Source organism: Exiguobacterium sp. SRB7LM (assembly GCF_015712685.1).
Taxonomy (GTDB): Bacteria; Bacillota; Bacilli; order Exiguobacteriales; family Exiguobacteriaceae; genus Exiguobacterium; species Exiguobacterium profundum.
Genome location: NZ_VWVR01000006.1, coordinates 2,195,001 through 2,211,354 on the forward strand (window position 1 = coordinate 2,195,001; position 16,354 = coordinate 2,211,354).

15 protein-coding genes and 2 riboswitches (1 of these 17 running past the window's edge) are annotated in these 16,354 nt (G+C 45.5%); of the genes, 5 read left to right on the forward strand and 10 right to left on the reverse strand.

Annotated elements, in window-relative coordinates; all coding sequences use genetic code 11:
* From F3H97_RS12075 to F3H97_RS12100, 6 genes are all read right to left on the reverse strand, one after another.
* Positions 1 to 1,115: the 5' portion of an NCS2 family permease gene (locus F3H97_RS12075; RefSeq protein ID WP_015880700.1), read on the reverse strand. Its footprint begins 247 nt before the window's first position; only the first 1,115 of its 1,362 coding nucleotides appear in the window; it begins with the start codon at positions 1,113 to 1,115; its stop codon lies beyond the left edge, outside the window.
* An 88-nt stretch (positions 1,116 to 1,203) separates the two neighbouring features.
* Positions 1,204 to 1,305, reverse strand: a riboswitch (purine riboswitch).
* Positions 1,306 to 1,439: 134 nt separating this feature from the next.
* Positions 1,440 to 2,963: a glutamine-hydrolyzing GMP synthase gene (guaA, locus tag F3H97_RS12080; RefSeq protein ID WP_074037843.1), complete on the reverse strand. Its 1,524-nt coding sequence runs from the start codon at positions 2,961 to 2,963 to the stop codon at positions 1,440 to 1,442.
* 111 nt (positions 2,964 to 3,074) lie between these two features.
* Positions 3,075 to 3,175, reverse strand: a riboswitch (purine riboswitch).
* Positions 3,176 to 3,216: 41 nt separating this feature from the next.
* Complete coding sequence (locus F3H97_RS12085; RefSeq protein WP_196431506.1) at positions 3,217 to 5,316, reverse strand: transglutaminase domain-containing protein; 2,100 nt, start codon at positions 5,314 to 5,316, stop codon at positions 3,217 to 3,219.
* Positions 5,313 to 6,383: a DUF58 domain-containing protein gene (locus F3H97_RS12090; RefSeq protein WP_196431507.1), complete on the reverse strand. Its 1,071-nt coding sequence runs from the start codon at positions 6,381 to 6,383 to the stop codon at positions 5,313 to 5,315. Before F3H97_RS12090 ends, F3H97_RS12085 begins: the two co-directional genes overlap by 4 nt.
* Positions 6,380 to 7,330 (reverse strand): AAA family ATPase, encoded by a 951-nt coding sequence (locus tag F3H97_RS12095; RefSeq protein ID WP_196431508.1) that lies wholly within the window; start codon positions 7,328 to 7,330, stop codon positions 6,380 to 6,382. The genes F3H97_RS12090 and F3H97_RS12095 overlap by 4 nt, the downstream gene beginning before the upstream one ends.
* A 171-nt stretch (positions 7,331 to 7,501) precedes the next feature.
* Positions 7,502 to 8,107, reverse strand: a complete 606-nt coding sequence (locus F3H97_RS12100) for a flavin reductase family protein (RefSeq protein WP_196431509.1) — start codon at positions 8,105 to 8,107, stop codon at positions 7,502 to 7,504.
* Positions 8,108 to 8,349: 242 nt separating this feature from the next.
* Between F3H97_RS12100 and F3H97_RS12105 the strand changes: the two genes are divergently transcribed.
* Both F3H97_RS12105 and F3H97_RS12110 read left to right on the forward strand, forming a co-directional pair.
* Positions 8,350 to 10,191 (forward strand): ATP-binding protein, encoded by a 1,842-nt coding sequence (locus F3H97_RS12105; RefSeq protein ID WP_196431510.1) that lies wholly within the window; start codon positions 8,350 to 8,352, stop codon positions 10,189 to 10,191.
* Between the two features lie 197 nt (positions 10,192 to 10,388).
* Entirely contained in the window at positions 10,389 to 10,706 is a 318-nt protein-coding gene (locus F3H97_RS12110; protein WP_074034697.1) for a hypothetical protein, read from the forward strand.
* Between the two features lie 50 nt (positions 10,707 to 10,756).
* Here F3H97_RS12110 and F3H97_RS12115 read toward each other — a convergent pair whose 3' ends face one another.
* Positions 10,757 to 12,019: a tetratricopeptide repeat protein gene (locus F3H97_RS12115; RefSeq protein ID WP_196431511.1), complete on the reverse strand. Its 1,263-nt coding sequence runs from the start codon at positions 12,017 to 12,019 to the stop codon at positions 10,757 to 10,759.
* A gap of 248 nt (positions 12,020 to 12,267) precedes the next feature.
* Between F3H97_RS12115 and F3H97_RS12120 the strand changes: the two genes are divergently transcribed.
* From F3H97_RS12120 to F3H97_RS12130, 3 genes are all read left to right on the forward strand, one after another.
* Positions 12,268 to 12,951: a hypothetical protein gene (locus tag F3H97_RS12120; RefSeq protein WP_196431512.1), complete on the forward strand. Its 684-nt coding sequence runs from the start codon at positions 12,268 to 12,270 to the stop codon at positions 12,949 to 12,951.
* A gap of 66 nt (positions 12,952 to 13,017) precedes the next feature.
* On the forward strand, positions 13,018 to 13,218 hold the full coding sequence (locus F3H97_RS12125; RefSeq protein ID WP_196431513.1) for a hypothetical protein: 201 nt from the start codon (positions 13,018 to 13,020) through the stop codon (positions 13,216 to 13,218).
* Between the two features lie 174 nt (positions 13,219 to 13,392).
* Positions 13,393 to 14,895, forward strand: coding sequence for an N-acetylmuramoyl-L-alanine amidase family protein (locus tag F3H97_RS12130; protein ID WP_196431514.1), 1,503 nt, complete (start codon positions 13,393 to 13,395; stop codon positions 14,893 to 14,895).
* Between the two features lie 22 nt (positions 14,896 to 14,917).
* Here F3H97_RS12130 and F3H97_RS12135 read toward each other — a convergent pair whose 3' ends face one another.
* From F3H97_RS12135 to F3H97_RS12145, 3 genes are read right to left on the reverse strand one after another with little or no spacing between them, the layout of a single operon-like run.
* On the reverse strand, positions 14,918 to 15,439 hold the full coding sequence (locus F3H97_RS12135; RefSeq protein WP_196431515.1) for a GNAT family N-acetyltransferase: 522 nt from the start codon (positions 15,437 to 15,439) through the stop codon (positions 14,918 to 14,920).
* Between the two features lie 27 nt (positions 15,440 to 15,466).
* Positions 15,467 to 15,748 carry a hypothetical protein gene (locus F3H97_RS12140; protein ID WP_196431516.1) on the reverse strand — a complete coding sequence of 94 codons (282 nt, stop codon included), beginning with the start codon at positions 15,746 to 15,748 and terminating at the stop codon, positions 15,467 to 15,469.
* 5 nt (positions 15,749 to 15,753) lie between these two features.
* Positions 15,754 to 16,293 carry a CPBP family glutamic-type intramembrane protease gene (locus F3H97_RS12145; RefSeq protein WP_196431517.1) on the reverse strand — a complete coding sequence of 180 codons (540 nt, stop codon included), beginning with the start codon at positions 16,291 to 16,293 and terminating at the stop codon, positions 15,754 to 15,756.
* Positions 16,294 to 16,354 lie beyond the last annotated feature (61 nt).

The following is a 16,354-nucleotide window of genomic DNA, read 5'->3' on the forward strand; positions in this document are numbered from 1 at the left end:
ATAATCAGCGCAGGAGCTGTGACCGGCGCCGTAACAACTGCCAAGAGAGGCGAGAAGAACAATGCCAAACCGAAGAACAATCCTGCGAAAACAGCAGTCAATCCTGTTCGTCCACCAGCAGCGACACCTGCTGACGATTCAACGTATGAAGTCGCTGTAGATGTTCCGAAGATTGCACCTGCCACCGTTGCTGTCGAGTCAGCTAACAACGCCTTACTCGCACGTGGTACTTTGTTCTCTTTCATGATCCCAGCTTGACGCGCTACCGCGACGAGCGTCCCAGCTGTATCAAAGAAGTCGATGAAGAAGAACGTCAAGATGACAACGAGCATTTGAAGCGTGAACACATCACCGAAGTTGATGAAGGCTTGACCGAATGTAGATGACATACTCGGCGGCATCGACACAACGTCTGAGATTGCTGTCGGTGTCGGCACAAGACCGAAAATCATCCCGACAATCGCCGTCAACAACATCCCGATGAAAATACCACCTTTGATGTCGCGCGCCATAAGCAAGGCGCTGACCACAAGACCGAACACCGCGAGAAGCGTCGTGCCCGTACCAAGTGAACCAAGACTAACAAGTGTTGCTTCATTCGCGACAACGATGCCTGCGTTTTTCAAACCGATGAAAGCGATGAAGAAACCAATCCCTGCAGCAACCGCCATTTTGAGCGGAGCCGGAATCGCATTAACAATCGTTTCGCGAATTCCTGATAACGTCAATACGATAAAGAAGAGACCTGATACAAGTACACCTGACAAAGCCGTTTGCCAAGAAATACCCATCCCGATGACGACGCTATATGCGAAGAACGCGTTAAGGCCCATGCCCGGCGCAATCGCAATTGGGTAGTTCGCGAGAAGTCCCATCGTCAATGAACCGACTACCGCGACAAGACCTGTCGCCACGAAGACCGCTCCAGTATCCATACCCGCTGCCCCAAGAATGTTCGGGTTAACGAAAAGAATGTACGCCATCGCGAGGAAAGTTGTAAATCCTGCGATCAGCTCCGTGCGGACACTCGTACCGAGTGCTGTGAGTTGGAAGTAACGATCGATCCGACTCGTCGTTGATGGTTGTTGCTGTTCTTGCTTGAGCTGTGTGCTCATTTGTTTTCCTCCTTGTGCTCGCCGTAAAACGAGAAAAGGCCCCCGGCAAATGACCGAGGACCCCACGCGAAACATACGAGGGCATACACCCTCATCTATGTCTCGCCGTAGTGAAATCATTTAAGGTGATTTCGTAGAGACTCTCGGGCCATATCCCCGATATTATACGGCAAAATATTTTATAATTGTTCGGTTATAATAAGAACGTTCTTATCGTATCAGCGTAAAAATAGAATGTCAACTAAATTCACGGATTTTACATCGATAAAAAACGTTAATGTTCGGTTTTAAGACAAAACAGAGGGGGGTCCCCCTCTGTTCCGCTTATTCCCATTCGATTGTTGCAGGTGGCTTAGACGTGATGTCATACAGCACACGGTTAACGTGGCTGACTTCGTTTACAATCCGGACAGAGATCTTCTCAAGTACATCCCATGGAATACGTGCCCAATCGGACGTCATGCCATCGATGGAAGTGACCGCACGGACACCGACAGCATAGTCGTACGTACGCTCGTCACCCATGACTCCGACCGAGCGAATCGGCGTGAGCACCGTGAAGTATTGCCAGATGTCGCGTTCAAGTCCAGCTTTCTTCACTTCTTCACGTAGAATCGCATCGGATTCACGCACGATTTCTAACTTCTCTTCCGTGATTTCACCGAGGACACGAATTCCGAGACCTGGACCTGGGAACGGTTGGCGCCAAACGATATAGTCAGGAAGACCGAGTTCTGTACCGAGTGCACGGACCTCGTCTTTAAAGAGCGTGTTGAGTGGTTCGATCAACGTGAAGTTCATATCTTCCGGCAATCCACCGACGTTATGGTGTGATTTGATTGTTTGCGCTGTGTCTGTCCCACTCTCGATGATGTCTGTGTAGAGCGTCCCCTGTGCGAGGAAGTCCATATCGACGAGTTTCGATGCTTCTTCATCAAATACGTAGATGAACTCGTTTCCGATAATCTTACGTTTTTGCTCAGGGTCCGAGACACCAGCCAACTTCGTCAAGAAACGTTCTTGTGCATCGATTTTGATGACTTTCATGTTGAATCCGTCTGCGAACGTCTTCATGACGCTATCCGCTTCCCCTTTACGAAGGAGACCATGGTCTACAAACATACACGTCAACTGGTCACCGATTGCGCGATGAACGAGTGCGGCCACGACAGAAGAGTCGACACCGCCCGAAAGCGCACAAAGAACTTGCTTATCGCCAACGATTTCACGGATTTTCTCCACTTCGAGGTCGATAAAGTTTTCCATCGACCATTCACCTTTCGCACCACATACTTCATAGATGAAGTTTTTCAAGATGTCGTTTCCGTACTCCGAGTGACGAACCTCTGGATGGTATTGGACACCGTACATTTTCAACTCATCATTTTTAATTGAAGCGACCGGGCAAGACGGGTTCGTTCCATCGACGATAAATCCTTCCGGTGCTTCCATGACGAGGTCACCGTGGCTCATCCATACTGTATGTTCGACTGGAAGACCGGTATAAATCGCTGATGCTTCCGGCGTCGAGAACAATGTCGCTTTTCCATATTCACGATGAGCGGCGCGTTCCACACGACCACCGAAGTGATGCGTCATAAGTTGCATCCCGTAGCAGATTCCGAAGATTGGAATACCTAGTTCAAAGATCTCTGGATCACAACGATATGCGCCTTCCGCGTATACGCTATTCGGTCCACCTGAGAAGATGATGCCGACTGGGTTCAATTCGCGAATCTCGTCTGCCGTCATCTTATGCGAATGCAACTCACTGTATACACCAAGGTCACGGACACGACGTGTGATCAACTGATTATACTGACCACCAAAATCAAGCACCAAAATCATTTCTTGTTCTACTTTCACGAAATCTCCACCTTTCTGCCTTCTCCTCAAAAAAAGGACGCGCCTCTCCCCCAGATTATCCAAACCGAAGAAGAAGCACGCCCTTTTCTTTGTATACGAAACGTGCTCCTTCATAGTCGGTCCATTTACGGTGGTCCGGTAGAGACTCTCGCGCCAATTCACGAGTATATACGAAGGAATGCCATGTTCAATTATCTAACTAATGCGTCTATCTTACTTGATGCATCCCGTCACTTCAACTCATAATTCGATGAATCATGATTTTCCAATATTCTTTATATTTTGAATTCGGCTCTTGTTCCGCATAAACAGCTTGCTCAAACAAAGCCGTCAGACGGGTCATATCATTCGTTTCATAGTAGGCGTCGACCTCTTTGGCGAGTTCCGAAGGCGTACGTCCATCAATTTTGAATCCGTTCGCACGCAGTCGTTTCATCAAATAGCGGTGCATCGAGACGAGACGCCCATCCGTGAGCGGACGACTCATCCACCAGACATACATGATTTGACGCTCGATGATTTTTCGGTTCCAAACGAGGACCGCCACGAGGAAGAGAATGACAATCCATCCCCACACCGGCATGTTACGTGCCTCCTCTTGAACATCACCTGTCGTCACGTCATCGATCAACAAATCTTCTTGCGGACGGTTTTGCGTATCGTTCTCCTGATTTGCTTGGGGATCGTTCGCAGCCGGTGTCGTGTCTTCCGTATCCGTTTCTCGTTCCATCTGCAATAAGTTCGCGTCCGAGAAACTGATTGTCGCTTCTAACGGAACCCAGCCCGCGCCTTCAATGAAATACTCGACCCACGAGTGGGCGTGACGATTTCGAATCGTATGTTCTTCCTCACCTTGAACGACCCCTCGTGTGTCACCCATCGTAAACCCTTTTACCCAACGCGTCGGTATGCCGTTCGCGCGCAGCAATACGGCAGCTGACGTCGAGAAGTTATCGCAATACCCGATTTGTGTGTCGAACAGGAACTGGTCAACATAATCCGTGTCCCCTTCCGGTTGTGCCACATTTTCGGTGTCGTATTGAAATTCTCCATTTCGGAAATAAGCTTCTACCGCTTCCGCCTTCTCGTTCGGTGTCTCACTCTCCGCCGTGATGTCAGCGGCTAAATCTCGTACACGCTCTGGCAACGATTCCGGTAGCTGTAAATAGACCTGTTGCTCTTCTTCCGTGAGCGATGTGATCTCTTCATTTAATGCCAGTTGTTCTTCAGAGAAAGCCGGGACACTATAACGAAGTTGGATTGTCCGCGGAGTCGATTGTTCCTCATTTTCAAATACAATCTTTCCGGACGGTTGCGTCGTAATCGTCTCGTTCGGGAAAGCCCGTTCGATATCACCGACTCGAAATTCGGTACCAGACTCTGTTTCGATAGCTTGCGGATATTCTCCACCATAAGGAACAAACGGTTGTCGGCGCTCAAAACGTAACAATGCCTGTTCCGGTGTCGTATCCACTTCCGAGTCCACTAACTGACCACGATTGTAGTTAGAGTCCAGGACTGGTGATTCGACCCAACCTTTCCCCGTATAAATCGCCTTGGATTCGATACGCCAATAGCGTGCCGGCACGCCGCGAGCGATGAAGACGATGCCGTCATCCTGTTCGAACGGACCACCTAGCGATTCGTCGTTCACTCCATACCCAACTCGACCCGGGCCACTCCCATCACCTTCCGTCGTCGCATTCCGAAAACTCGTAGTGATACGGTCAGACCAATCGCCTTCAAGCGTGGGTGAAGCACTTGCGAGAGCCACGACGACACTGAGGAGTAGTCCGATACTGACGAATCGGACGAGCGATTGACTCGGTCGTTTTGCCAAATCGGTGACAAATAGTAAGAGGAGCGATGTGACGATGGCATACAGGATATTGCCTTCCCCGTCATACAACGTCCACGTATCAAAGTAGGCCATGATGCCGAGAGTCGACACAATCATCCCAAGAGCAAAACTATAACTTGGATACGTTCGTCCGACGAGCACAGCAAACAGTAAGCCGATCAGCGCCATGGCAGAGAAGAAAATCGCTTCATTCGGCAGTTCACCGCTCATGACACCCATCAAATCTTCCATCCATAGACCAAACCAGTCCAAAATACTGCCGTGATAGGCATACAAGACGATGAGGAAATTAAGAAGCGAGATCCCAAGAAAAGCTGCCCAAGGCAGAATACTGGCAAACATCGGCACGATGAGCAGGAAGTAAAACGGCCACGTCACATCGAACGTCGTACTTCCAACAATCGGCTCAATCCAGAACGACAACAAATAGGCGGCAAGCGCCGTATAGACGATTCGGGTTACCCATGTCTTCATACCGTCACCTCATTAACTGCGGTGTAGAGATGATAGCTCCCCTGTGTCTCATGCATCAACTCTCGAATGGACGTCGTTTCAAAAGGACTGATCAAAATCAAATCTCCAGTTTGTTGAGGCAGTTTCTGCTTCACTCGTTCGACGAGACGCCCCTCAGCTTCTGGCGTTGCGGTCAACAAGTAATGACCGACTTCTGCACTCTGGTCAGGAAGATGGAACAGTCGCACCTGTTCTTCAATGACGTAGAGCTCAAACGGCAGATTTTTTCGTTCTAACTGACGAATCGCTCCAACAAGTAAGGATAGGGAACGTTCAAATGCCTCTTCATACCCGGCAGAGACGGCTGGTACGAACACGAGTGAAAGCTTCTTCTCTTGTTCCTGGTCAAACGTCTTGGTCATCAAGTTCCCTCGGCGTGCGGATGCCTTCCAATCAATCCGTCCGATTCGGTCTCCTGCCGCATACTCCCGCACCCCGCTGGTCGTATTGGCCACTTCGGTATATGTCCGCATTTGACGATATTGCTCCCCACGACCCCCGACATGTTCGTCTCGAGGTAAATCAAACGGCAATTCAGCGGGTGACACCTCGACGACCGTCTCGAGTCGTAACGTCCGCTTCCGGTCGAACAGACCAAATACGTCACGTACATGTAGAACGGTGCGGTCAAAGACATGAATCCCACGCTTGATCGCCTCGACCTCATAATGCACGACTTCTGCTTGTCGGAAAAAACGGTCTACAGGCACGACAATCGTCTTGTCTTCATCCGTCAAACGTTGTGGCAATCGCTCCTCTAACGTGACCATCCCAATCAAGAAAGGGTACTTCCGTTCAATTCGTAACTCGACGTCCATTGTTTGTCCAGAAACAAGTCGCTTCGTTGTCACACGGCGCACCACATTTGCCGCCGTGACCGGATAAGTCATAAAGAGTGTCCAGTAGACGGTCAACACAGCGAACGACCACCATAAGGTCGAAGCGACGATACTGCCTTCGATGCGGGCAAATGCATACAATCCGAATGCCGCCGCCCATACAACGAACAGCTTCATCCAGTTTTTCATACTTCATTGACCTCACGATCCATCGGGACGGGCAACGTATCCAGCCAATCTTGAATCAGCTGATTCGGTGATTTTCCTTTATACCGTGCTTCTGCTGTCAAGAGGACACGATGTCCGAGCACACTCGTCGCCATCGCCTTCACGTCATCCGGCAAGACGAAATCGCGATTATGGATATACGCCCACGACTGTGCCGCTTTCATCAACGCCAGTGTGGCTCGCGGACTTCCTCCTAAATACGTATGCGAATCTTTTCGAGACTCATGCACCAATCGCACAATGTACTGTTTGACCGCACTCGACACATGCACGTCTCTCACTTCACGTTGCATGAGTTCGACTTCTTGCTTCGTAATCACGCTCTGAAGCGCCTCGAGCGGCTCTTCTTTTTCAAACCGCGACAATAATGCAATCTCTTCATTGAATGTCGGATAGCCCATCTCGATTTTAAGTAAGAAGCGATCCAACTGTGCTTCCGGCAATGGATACGTCCCTTCATGCTCAATCGGGTTTTGTGTCGCCATGACGAAGAAAGGTGAGGGTAACACTTTCAATTCCCCGTCCACTGTTACACTTCTCTCAGCCATCGCCTCAAGAAGAGCTGATTGCGTTTTCGGTGAGGTCCGGTTAATTTCATCCGCTAAAATGATGTTACCCATGAGCGGACCTGGTCGATATTCAAATTCCCTCGTTTTTTGGTTGTACATCGAAATCCCGGTCAAGTCGGACGGTAGCATGTCGGGTGTGAATTGGATGCGCTTAAAATCTAAGTCAATCGCTCGGCTGAACGTACGGACGAGCATTGTCTTTCCGACTCCTGGTACGTCTTCAAGCAGCACATGCCCACCTGCTAGCAAGGCAGTGAGACTTTTTGCGATGACTTCTTCTTTTCCGACAATCACGGTTTCAATAGCAGTAATAATCGATTGGACAGTTGGACGGTACATGACGGACTCCCCTTTTTCTCTGATCTAGGATGACTGAAAGTTAGAATGTTCTGACTTTATTGTGACACAAGCGAGTGTCGGAAAGAAAGAAATACCGCACCCAAATGCGCTTCCTATTTCTTTACCCAAAAAACGTGTCCGTTCTTTAGAAAAAACGGGCACGTTTATCGATTACTCTGGACGCTTCACGTCAAATAGTTCCCCAAGGGTCGCATAACTATTGCCGGCCATCCGACTGACAGGCGCAAGCCGTTTAGCATCGATGCGTCCTTGAGTATATAACTCTCGGTCAATATGGAAACGGACAATTCGCGCAATCAATAAATCGGCAGTCGTTTTTCCGTCATGTTCGATCGGCAAGTGATGATGAAGCACACATTCAAAACGGATTTTCGCTTCTTTGACCCCTGGCGTCGAAATCACATCACTCGGTTGAAGCGTAAAGTCTGTACGAGACAGCTCACTCTCATCTGCCGCAAGGTTGGCGGCCGTCTCATTCACGTTGATGACGTTCGTTTCATCTACGACATGAATCACTAGTTCATTCGTACGGAGTGCGTTACGCGCCGTGTCTTTCATCACGCCATCTTTTCGTTGAACTGAGACGGAGACGAGCGGAGGGTTGGATGCGACTACATTAAAATAGCTAAACGGGGCGGCGTTAATCACGTCCCCATTTTGTGTTGTGACAAACGCAATCGGTCTTGGCACAATGCTGCCAATCAAAAACTTATATGTGTCTCGTTCAGTCAAGGCAGACGGTTCAATAGATAACATAGACTTACACTCCTCGTTGTTTTATCTTAATATCAAGGTAATCACTTCATTAAATAATGTCAACGCAAAGCAGGTTGACACGTGTACATTTCATGTATTTTGGGTAAATCGCATTATGTGGATGTGATTTTCAGCATTTTTTATAAGCAAATTGCTTCATTTTCCTTTCCCGGTCTCATAAAATTCAGGGCAAGGAAAAGATGACCTCTCGTTTTTTATGTTCAAGGAAGGAAGTAGAACGAATGATCAGCAAGTGGATTGAACAATTGAACAGTCGTCAAATACTCAGTATTTTATATAGTGTCTGTGGATTCAGTCTGGTTTTAACCTTGATTGGAGCCTGGTTCGTGCGTGATGGGAATGTCTCTACTCTCGAACTCACTGCTCTCCGATGGATTTGGATGATTGGGCTCGTCATGTTCATCAGTGCCATCTTATTAATCGGACGCCCGCTCATCAAACGGATGGCCGACCAGAACAGCAGACTGAAAGCGAAGAAAGAAAAGCTCGAAAACGTATTAAATGAATCGAAATTAAATGAAATTAATCTTCAATATCGTAACGAGTTGATTGAAGTATTGGCCTCGAAAGAATCCTTATTTGATTACTCTTCTGTTATTGAAAAGATTGTGTTGCTTACAAAATCTGAGTTCGGCGCCCTCTTACTCACTAAAGACGGAGAAATCACGTCTGTTGTACCGAAAGAGATGACCGAAGATCAACAAGAAAGTCTAAAGAAAGATTCCCTTTTGCTTAAACGAGTCATGATTTCAAAGTTACCGGCCGCCACTTCTAAGCGGGTCGTCGATGCGTTACACACGTATCCATATTATATCTATGAGACGGTCATCCCGATTATGGACCCATCAGATAATAGTCTCATTGGATGTCTCTATTTGGCTCGTTACGATGAACAATACGATGCCAGTGAAAAATCGGAATTGAATGCGTTCGCCGGTCAACTTGCCATCTCACTTCTCCGCATGCAGCTTTATCGCCAGATGCAACAGGATCGGAAAGAGACGGCGCAACTCATCAATTCTGTACGTGAGGCCATTTTATATGTGAACTATGAAGATGACACTATCGTCGGCAATCGCGCCTTCATCCGTATGTTTGATGATTTACACTTTGACTATAAGGGATACGAAGAACTCTCTGCCATTGACATCGATATCGAACAGCTGGCGGAACGGGTCGATCAACATGAACAGTTTGTCCGATACTTCGAACGCGTCTTCACGCAAGACCCGCCGGAGGATGGGCTCACGATTTCAATCGACCAAGGCGATTGCTTCATTCAACTTTATGCCGAAAGTGTCTATCGAGACCGCAAACTCCGGGGAACGATGCTCGTCTTACGTGACGTCACGGCCGAAACGGAGATCGATCGGATGAAATCCGAACTCGTCTCGACCGTCTCACATGAATTACGGACACCATTGTCCTCGATTTACGGATTTACTGAACTGATGCTGTCACGAGATTTGAAGGAAAGTCGTCGTGAACTGTATTTGAAGACAATCCACGATGAAGCGAAACGACTCTCGTATCTCGTCAACGATTTCTTGGATCTTCAAAAAATGGAGTCTGGAAAGCAAACGTTCGAGTGGGAACCGGTCGATTTACACAAGCTCGTCACAGACAGTGTCGCGTTTTATCAGGAAACGACGGACCGGCATGAACTATTCATCGATGCCGATACCGAACAAGACTTTATTATCGATGCAGACTTAGAAGGGATGCGTCAATTACTTGGTAACTTATTAAGTAACGCCATCAAATATTCGCCAGATGGCGGGAATATCCTTGTATCGCTCGAACGCATAGACGAAGAGGTCGTGATGAAAGTGAGAGATCACGGTATGGGTATACCGAGTGCCTCGCTCCCTCACCTCTTTGGGAAATTTTACCGCGTCGATAATTCGGATCGTCGCAAAATCGGAGGTACCGGTCTCGGTCTCGCAATTTGTAAAGAAATTGCCAAAGCCCATGATGGTCAACTCCATGTCGAATCGGTATACGGGGAAGGAAGTACATTTATCTGTGAACTCCCAACCTCAAAAGAACACATCATGCAATAACACGGTCATATCGACCGTGTTATTTTTGACTCTTTTTTGCCTAATCTGGAAGGAATCCTTTTACAGAATATAGAAAGGAAAGAAGCCGATTCATTTTCGTAGATGTAGATTACCCTATCCATTTATTTTTGCACGTTTTAAGTCAAAAACAAGATATACTGAATATAAAGAGATTGCTAGGATCGGAGGACTTGCCATTGGATCATCGTGACCCACCTTTTTCAGAAATTGGAGATTTTAATCAATGGGGACGTTTCGAGATTGACGTGCCTCACATGGGGGAGCAAGCGAAGTTTCAAACTGCCGCTGCTTTGATTCGGAAGCATGTGCCATTGCGGCTTGGTGGTTTTTACATTGTTGCGAGCGAAGAGGAGATTTTGCATAGTGGCTCTCATGATGCGAATCTTCAAAAACATTTGATTCATCTATTACAGCAGGTCCTTAACGGTCATATAGAAGACGAACGCCTCGTTCAAGAACAAGTGTGGACTGTGCATTATTTTACAACGCCATAAATGACTCTGAGAATAATTTATCTCATTAAGAATGACGCTCGAAGAGAGCGTCATTCTGCTTGTGACATAATTGAAATTACTTTTTCGTAATAGTCTGTTGCTTGCTTGTATTTTCCATTCTCTCTTAGCTCTTTTGCTAGCCAAAGGGCATATTTTTTTGCATATACGTACTCATCGTGATCTTCAAAATAAGTTACGGCACTTTTTAGACTCTCCATGAGCTTTTGCGGATTCTTATCTTTAAAATGGTTCCAATAAACATTAAAGTGCTGATTAAATTCCTCAACCGCTTCGTGTTGTTTCATCAATTCGTGCCCTGTTTCTAACCAATCTAAGACACCTTGTTCATTTTCCTGTGTTGCATTTACCTCTACTAATGATAAAACGCTGAATAGCTTACTTCTGATGTCCACTTTGTATTCAAAACTCTCCATGAAGTACGTAAGTGCCTTATCTTGTTCTCCTAACAACGAATAGATCTCTCCTATATTGTTATAAAGCATCCCATAATAGTTTCTTAAATCAGTTGCATTAGCGACTTTTAAGGCTTTTTGATTATAGGAGAGCGCATCTGCGTAGCGTTTTCGTCTTTTATAAGTCAATCCAATCACCATATGACACTCTATCATTCGCTCCAAGCAAAAATTCTCTTGAAAATATTTCAATGAAGCTTGAAGATTTTCAAGAGCCTGTGTGTTGTCGGTAAAACGGAAATATAACGCACCTGTAATGTAACGAATATCTGCAGCTTCCCAATCAGGTATTCCTGAATGAGGTAATTTATTTGTTATTTCTTCAATTAATTTATATGAAAGTTCTTTTTCGTTTTCTTGAAAATATTGAAGTGCCTTCACTGTGTAATATCGAATACGATCATCAGGCGAAAGTTGGTCTTCAATCCATCCTACTTCAGTTACATACTTTGAATCACCACCTGGCATGACCCCAAAGCGGGCCAATGTAACCATAAGAGTTGTATACACCGATTTTGACTGTTTTACCGCAGGGTGATTCAAATACTTTTTAATTTCCCCTTGTTTGTCAAGGTCTTTCCGAGTAAGAATTGCTTCTTTCAAAATTTCCCTAATTTCTATGATAACTTTCTCTGATTGGTAGCTAAAATCATGATATAAAGGTACTTCAATTTCAAGCCGTTCAAAAAGAAGTTCTAGGACTTCCTCGCTAGCAGATGTTTGATTATTTTCAATTTTACTTAGGTAAGAAATGGAACATATGCCTCTTGCTAATACAGATTGTTTCATATTTTTTCGCAAGCGTTCTACTCTAATTAAATTTCCATAGTTATACTCCATTATTAGTAGTAGCCCCTTTGCCCTATTTTCGAACTTCACTTATCAATCATTAATGTGAAGTGCTTTCAGGAAATTCAGACTTTAATATTCAACTTAATCGAGATTTTCAAACAAAATTTTCCCAACTCAAACTTATCCATCATCACAATTAATCATGATAAGATTTAACTAGTCAATCAATAGTGATTTGGACTTTAGTTCTACTTTTTCAATTAAGATGAATAGTTTGTAGGAGGTGGATGGTTAGCATGGGGAAACTCAGTTTTTTACTCGCTGAAGATTATATTAAACCGAAAATCTACTTTAAGTCGAAATCTTCTAAACCGTCTGCGGTTGTAGACCATTCATATTCGAAAGATGACTTAAATCATTTCGAAGGATTAGAAAATTTGACACAATTATTATCTTCTACTAAAGGCTTTATTGTAAACGCATTTCAAATCGATTACTATCAACGTCTTCCGAAATTAATTTCAAAAACGCTAAAAGCAAATCGTTCTTTTAAAAGACTTTACATTTTAGGTCCAGAACTATCGTTGTCAATTTTGAAAAGAAGTAGCAAAACCTCTTATGAAACACAACTTCATGATTATGAGTTCATCAACGTCGAACAGGATTCAGATTTGTTATCTAAACAATGTGAAACGCTTTTGAGCGAAGGACATATTTTGTATATTCTTCCGGAAGCGTCTGTATGTTGGCGACCTAATTCATTAGAGCAACTACACAAAGTTTGCACCCCACTTTGTAGTACTTTATTAAGTCAAACTGTGAACGTTCCGATTGTAGCGACTTTAATGATAAACGATTCTGATAAAGTGACTATTTTCGAACCAAGTTTACCTGAAACCTATTCAGGAAACTTGTTCGATTCTGTTAAAGAACAGTCTGAAGATATCTATCAGCTTTTAAAATCCTCAGATCCCATGTAAATCACCTTATCGAGATTGGCATTAATTTTTTCCCATATAAATCATTATACAACGGAGGAATTAAACATGAAAAAGTTAGCTGGATTTTTCTTTATTACAACTGCAGTGCTTTTACTCGGAAGTTCATTTAAACCTTTTGCAGAAGAAAGACCACGTATTGTAAAAATCGAAGAACCGATTACTATAAATGCCGAAGAAAGACCACGCATTGTACAAATCGACGTACCAGCAACCTTTAGTAATGAAAGTATGCCTCGCATCGTTTAATCTGATTTACTCCAGACGCCTTGTGCGTCTTTTTTCATTTTAAGAAAAAAGGTAAATGAATTATATATTCCCCTCCATTTTTTCCTTTTTACTTATATAATAAACAGGGACAACCTAGATGCACTCTCATACGCCGCCCTTGTCACTAGTTTAATGAATAAAGGAGTTTGAACATTGAATGAAACAAAATCATCATGGAGTTTAAAGCTGTTACTCAGCTCTTCACTTGCAATATCCGGGGCAGCAATCGTCCCGTTCCAACTGGATTCATCTGGTATTCAATCGACTGTTGCTGAAGCCGCCTCGACCTATACCACTACCGCCAACTTAAATCTTCGCTTAAGTGCAGCCACTTGGAGCCCTGTCCTGTTGACCATTCCATCTGGCTCAAGCGTCACGTATATCAGTACATACGGTTCGTGGTACAAAGTCAGTTATGGAGGCAAAACAGGATATGTCTCTTCTCAATACGTTACGGTCTCGAACACTTCTGCTTACTATAAGACAACAGACCGATTAAATATGCGTCTTACTGCCGCTTCATGGAGTGATGTGGTCACCGTGATTCCTGCCGATGCGACCGTCAAGTATGTCAGTCGCTATGGATCATGGTACAAAGTGACGTTCAATGGAAAGACGGGCTACGTCGCTTCTGCTTATTTAACAGCTACGAGTGCTCCCGTCCCACCTTCGGACTATTATAAGACGACTGCCAATTTAAACCTGCGTCTCAGCGCCGCTTCATGGAGTTCTGTCGTCACGACGATTCCGTCGGGTGCGACGGTCAAATATGTGAGTCGCTACGGATCATGGTATAAGGTTACCTATAATGGAAAAACCGGTTACGTTTCTTCTGACTATTTAACGGCGACGACAGCTCCTGTAACCCCGTCTGCTTATTATGAAACGACCGTGAACTTGAACATGCGCCTTAGCGCGGCCTCTTGGAGCAATGTCTTAACCGTCATTCCGGCCGGGTCGGTCGTCAAGTATGTCAGTCGTTACGACTCGTGGTATAAAGTCACATACAATGGGAAAACCGGTTATGTAGCATCCGAGTACTTGAAGCCTACGACTGTCACGACACCAACCGATACAGACGGAACTGGTAAAACGGTCGTCATCGACGCAGGGCATGGCGGAAACGACCCTGGCGCTGTCTACGGATCGGTTTACGAGAAAGTAATTGCACTTGATATCGCGAAACGCCTTGCTGGTGTCTTATCGAGCACATATGACTACAACGTTAAATTGACTCGCTCAAACGATACGTACCTCTCCCTTGACCAACGTGTGTCACTCAACAAGTCTTATAAAGGGGATGTGTTCGTCAGTCTTCACGCGAACTCTTCTGCTTATAACACGGCTCATGGACATGAGGTACTCGTCCCGACGTCAGATAGCTATACGACAAACCCTTACGTTTCCGCCAGCCGTAGTCTCGGCTCAAGTATCAATAAAGAAATCGCTTCACGGATTTCCACGATTCAAAACCGTGGGGTCAAGTATCAAAATGTATACGTAGTCGGACGTAACGTTTCACCTTCTACCCTTGTCGAATACGGATTCATCAGTAATTCAAGCGACCGCTCACATTTAACGAGTACGACATATCGTCAACGAATGGCTGAAGCAACGGCATCCGGCATTCATCAATTCATGCGATCTTATTACTAAAAACAAGGAACTTAGCACTCAGCTAAGTTCCTTGTTTGATATTGACCCGCCAAATCATATGTGATGCCCCGGGACCCCAATAATGTTCGAGGATATGAGATGGCTCTCCCAATCGTTTTTGCCAATAGGCTTGGGCGCTCGGGAATCCGGCATCTAAATAAAAGACGTCTTTCCCTCGAGCCGAAATTTCACGCATCATTTCTTCTAACAAGAATTGTCCGACACCTCGCCGCTGCATACGAGGTGACACATAGACACTCCCTAACTCGATCGCACCACGCTCAATTTGTATGTTTCCTGAGATGATATCATTCGGAGGTAGTAACGCCCCTGCTCCCACAATGATTCCGTCTTCTTCCACAATGTACAGTTGAACGGTGTCATCATCGAAATGATCTTGAATCGTCGTGTTCAGACGTGCCACTTCTTCATCGAGCAAATCGGCATCTTCAAAACGCTCTCGTCGAATCAAGTCACTCAGACTCTCCATAAACAAGCGCTGCAAGGATCTCACGTCTGATTGTTCGAGTGCGCGAAAATTCAAGACGTCCACTTCCTTTTCTTTTTTGTCCTACTCTTTACCCTCACGCATCCGTTGCGTAACACTCGGGTATGAAGGAATCATTTCCTCGAGTGGCTCATAACTCAATTTACCGTACGTTTTCCAAATGACTAAAATCGCAGCGGTCCATACCGTGATCGTCAAATGAATAAACCCGATTGGGTAACCACTTTCCGCTTCGAACCCGACCATCACGAGCATGACATTAAACATCGTATGCATGAGAAAGGCCGACCATAAATTACGCGACGAACCATTGTATACCCAAGTGATGAGAATCGTATAAGCCATCACGGCTAATCCATATGCCCAAAACGATAGATTCGCCTGAACTGTTCCAACCATGAGGAGAGCGGAATATGCCATAGCGTCCAAATCACTCCGAGTGACAAGCTGGCTAGAAGCGGCTGGAGTCTTGATTGCAAGGCGTCGAGCAAATAGCCACGCCATCCATACTCTTCCTGCACCGCCCCACCAAGAAATAGCATATAGAGAAAGTATGGGACGATCCACCACGGTTCGCGAACGAGTAAGGCATCGCTTCGATCCGTCCACCAATACGCCACGAGAAATAAGAACGGCACCAACAAAAGGGGAATCACATACGTCTTCCAACTCATCTGGAACTGAACGCTTTTCCGAAAAAGATGTGTCACCCCTTCCCCACCGCGAAGTCGATACATCGTGACGAACCCTGCAATGCTGGGTCCAAACGCTCCCGAAATAACGATTGCCATAATCGGTAAATCGGTCCACCAGTACAAACTTCCCCATAAAAGCCATGAGTAGCCGAATGAGACCAATAAGAACAAGTGAATGTATTTATTTTTATACATAGTCAGCACCCCTTCAGCAATGTAGTACCCCTTATTTGATTGGAAGAATAGCATTTGAATC